General features: G+C 37.9%; 4 protein-coding genes. All 4 read right to left on the bottom strand.

Annotated elements, in window-relative coordinates; translation table 11 throughout:
• Window positions 1–213: 213 nt before the first annotated feature.
• The 4 genes from PLH43_RS13270 to PLH43_RS13255 all read right to left on the bottom strand — a co-directional run bounded on the left by PLH43_RS13270 (window position 214) and on the right by PLH43_RS13255 (window position 3,464).
• Window positions 214–660: a chemotaxis protein CheX gene (locus tag PLH43_RS13270; protein WP_324363907.1), complete on the bottom strand. Its 447-nt coding sequence runs from the start codon at window positions 658–660 to the stop codon at window positions 214–216.
• Between the two features lie 282 nt (window positions 661–942).
• Window positions 943–2,403 (bottom strand): nicotinate phosphoribosyltransferase, encoded by a 1,461-nt coding sequence (locus tag PLH43_RS13265; protein ID WP_324363905.1) that lies wholly within the window; start codon window positions 2,401–2,403, stop codon window positions 943–945.
• A gap of 11 nt (window positions 2,404–2,414) precedes the next feature.
• The gene (locus PLH43_RS13260; RefSeq protein ID WP_324363903.1) at window positions 2,415–3,089 is read right to left on the bottom strand and encodes an isochorismatase family cysteine hydrolase; all 675 of its coding nucleotides are present in this window, start codon (window positions 3,087–3,089) and stop codon (window positions 2,415–2,417) included.
• Window positions 3,090–3,269: 180 nt separating this feature from the next.
• Window positions 3,270–3,464 carry an H-type small acid-soluble spore protein gene (locus tag PLH43_RS13255; RefSeq protein WP_324363901.1) on the bottom strand — a complete coding sequence of 65 codons (195 nt, stop codon included), beginning with the start codon at window positions 3,462–3,464 and terminating at the stop codon, window positions 3,270–3,272.
• Window positions 3,465–3,581 lie beyond the last annotated feature (117 nt).

The following is a 3,581-nucleotide window of genomic DNA, read 5'->3' as shown; positions in this document are numbered from 1 at the left end:
CTCCAATAGAGAATTATTCATCGTCCGCCAATGATATCCGAATGGCACGGCAAAAGTTTTTCACATAAAAAACCCGGCAAAACAGCGGAGCCTGCATAAAGATTAATCTTTATACAGGCTCCGCTGCTATCACAAAGAGGGAATAAGGTATATATTGGTTGTGTATTGCCATTGCATCCTAAAAAACAGAATTAAGGTAAGATCAACCAAAAACTATTCAATATTAATCAAAATATCCATAGATTGTCCAACCACATCAAAAATCAACTTGTTTGTGCCGGACCTTTGAAGCAAAATAGAAATTCCCTCCCCGATAACCAATGCTGGTGTAGAAATATAAATTACCGACTTTATATCTACTCTGCTAAATGCATTTCCGGCAATTATATTAAGCAATTCGCCCATTGCACTTTTTACCATGTCATTAACTTCCTCAAATTTCATTCCTCCCAGCATGGCCGATGATATAAACAAAGCAGATTCTTTGTTTGCCGTCACGATTAAATTGCCGCTTAGCGCACCATTTACACCCATAACGACATTTACATCCCCTGCTTGAATCCGGCTTTCCTTCTCATCCTTTTCGGCAAACACGGGAGGAAGCCCAAATCCGGACAATACTTCCATTGTCGTTTCAATAAAGGCATTTTTAACATCCATTTTTTGCACTCCTTAATAGAATGGAGTTGCCCTTCAAACTCCAGCAACAATAAATATTCGAACTGCCGGTATGAGTACCTGTGATGAAAACTAAAGATGACCTGTTAAATATAAAATGCAATTTATGAGTTGCTTTTATCATATGATGTTAGAAAAATTTACTATTGCATATTATATATATAATAATACGACCCGGCAGCTCGATTTCCTCCTCAATTATCTGAGAAAAATTATATAAAAAATTTGATTAATTTTAGTGTTTTTTCACAGAGAGTCATTTTTTTATTGCAATGTATACTCCTTAAGCAGCTTATTCTTTATATTCCACAGTTCTTCACTTAAGTCTACATAATATTTGTGCGGGTTTTCAAATCTGAGCACTTCATCCCAAAGGGTATTGATCTGTTCTATGCAGTAATTCCTAATTTCATTTATTTCGGGTACTTCATATACGCATTTTCCCTTATCGAAGATCTGAACTTGGAGCTCCTTTGCGTAAAAATCTGTCAAAGTCTTCCTCTTCCAAGTATGCTCAGGATCAAAAATTTCATAGGGCTTGCTGTCGTCAATAATCTCGCCGGCATTTACGATGACATCTGCAATTGCCTTGTTATTCTTTCTTTCAAACAACCTGTAAACCTTCTTGTATCCGGGGTTTGTTATTTTTACCACATTCTCGCTCATCTTTATTTTCGGAACAACATTTCCGTTTTCTTCAACTGCCACAAGCTTATACACACCTCCGAAAACAGGCTCGTTTTTCGATGTTATAAGCCTTTCTCCCACACCGAAAATATCAACCTGGGCCCCTTGCAGCAAAATATCCCTTATTATATATTCATCAAGAGAATTGGATGCAACAATCTTACAATCGGCAAATCCCGCTTCGTCAAGCATTTTTCTTGCTTCCTTTGAAAGATATGCAATATCCCCCGAATCTATTCTTATACCCTTGGGCCTAAATCCCCTTGTTACAACTTCCTCCTGAAATACTTTTATGGCATTCGGTACTCCCGATTTTAACACATTATATGTGTCCACAAGAAGAAGGCAGTTGTCGGGATACACTCTTGCATAAGCTCTGAAAGCATCAAGCTCCGTAGGGAAGAGCTGAACCCAGCTGTGAGCCATTGTTCCCGATGCAGGCACGCCGAACTCCTTATCCGCTATGGCACATGCCGTACCGGCACATCCCCCTATATATGCCGCCCTTGCCCCAAGTACAGCCCCGTCATAACCTTGAGCTCTTCTGGTGCCGAATTCAAGTACGGCTCTTCCCTGCGCCGCCCTGACAATTCTGTTGGCTTTAGTGGCTATGAGACTCTGGTGGTTAACGGTAAGCAAAATCATTGTTTCTATAAACTGTGCCTGAATAATCGGCCCTCTTACCGTTATTATAGGTTCATTGGGGAAAATCGGAGTTCCTTCAGGTATTGACCATATATCGCAGCAAAACTCCATTTCTTTAAGATACTTTAAAAATTCCTCACTAAAGATACCCTTGCTTCTTAAAAATTCAATATCGTCATCCTCAAACTTAAGACTCTTTATATATTCAATGACTTGAGCCAATCCGGCCATTATGGCAAACCCGCCGTTTTCCGGTACCCTTCTGAAAAACATATCAAAGTAGGCAATTTTGTCTCTAAGTCCGTTTTCAAAATAACCGTTTGCCATTGTCAGCTCATAAAAGTCTGTCAGCATGCTCAAGTTTTCATTCTGATTCCAATTGATTTTTTTCATTATTAATCCCCCTATCCAATAACATCCTGTACAACTTCGACCCCATTGATAATCATATTGTATGCCGCCATGACATTCATCAAGTTTCTGTCGTGCAGCCCCAGATCATAGGTGTCAACTGCATTTAGCGGAACAATAACTCTTGCTCTTTTGTTTTTCATGTTAAAGTATGCTTTAAGTGTAATCGCAAACTGCTGTACGCAAATATCGGTACAATCGCCGGTCAATATGAAGGTATCGATATCCGGGTTTGCTAAAAGCCAGTTTCTGAAAGCTTCTTCAAGAAACCCGTTGGTAGAATTTTTTTCGATTAGAGTATATCCGCCGATATTTTTTATTTCATCCACTATCTCGCTTTCCGCCGTCCCCTTTAGGCAATGCTTGGGATATGCATCAAACTCCGGCGACTCATCGGTATGGCAGTCTGCAAAGGCAATCTTTGGAATTTTAAACTTATTGCAAATTTCGCCAAGTTCACAAATTTTAGGTATTAGTTCTTTGACGGCATCGCTTTTTAGCGCCCCTTCTTTTGCAAAACCGTTTGTCATATCGATAATAACCAAAACAGCCTTGTCGGCTTCGATTTCATCAAGTTTTACAACAGGCAGGTTTTCAAGCATATCCAAAATCGATATTATAGTCTCGTTGCTCTTTTGCAAAAATTCATTTCTTGCCAGGATTTTCATAAAAAATTCCCCCTCTTCTTTGTTGATATAGCTATGTCAGATATTTTACAGTGTTATTATTGTTTTGTTATTATCATTATAATACTATATTAAAATAATGTCAACAAAAATTTTTGAGGGGGAGGCAAATAATTATGAAGTTAATAATTATATAGAAAAGAATCGGCCATCATAGGATTCCTACAGACTGTTTTTCGGCAATTCTTTTTCCACCAGCATATATAAAGGTACGTCTTTTTCCTCCTTTGTTTTTATATAGGAAACATGTGCCATATTATTGTCCATTACCTTTTCTATCCATACCGGTGCGCCTTCATGCAGCACTTCAACAATCTGATCGGATTTTAGAATCTGTTGTGCTCTTACAGCATCCATTTAACACATCATCTCCCACTTTTATTTTTTGATTTAATATACCAATGCATAATTTTTTGCTTCAATTATAGTATTTCCTATTTGAAATCTTAATATTTTATTATAAAATAATAAGTT

Origin of the sequence: Acetivibrio sp. (genome assembly GCF_035371925.1) — a bacterium.
GTDB lineage: Bacteria > Bacillota > Clostridia > Acetivibrionales > Acetivibrionaceae > Hungateiclostridium.
The sequence above is the reverse complement of the archived record's forward strand: the minus strand, read 5'-3'. Positions and strand labels throughout refer to the sequence as shown.

Coding starts and splice junctions, on each gene's coding strand:
- PLH43_RS13255 (WP_324363901.1), bottom strand. CDS start 3,464: ATGGATGCTGTAAGAGCACAACAGATTCTAAAATCCGATCAGATTGTT.
- PLH43_RS13265 (WP_324363905.1), bottom strand. CDS start 2,403: ATGAAAAAAATCAATTGGAATCAGAATGAAAACTTGAGCATGCTGACA.
- PLH43_RS13260 (WP_324363903.1), bottom strand. CDS start 3,089: ATGAAAATCCTGGCAAGAAATGAATTTTTGCAAAAGAGCAACGAGACT.
- PLH43_RS13270 (WP_324363907.1), bottom strand. CDS start 660: ATGGATGTTAAAAATGCCTTTATTGAAACGACAATGGAAGTATTGTCC.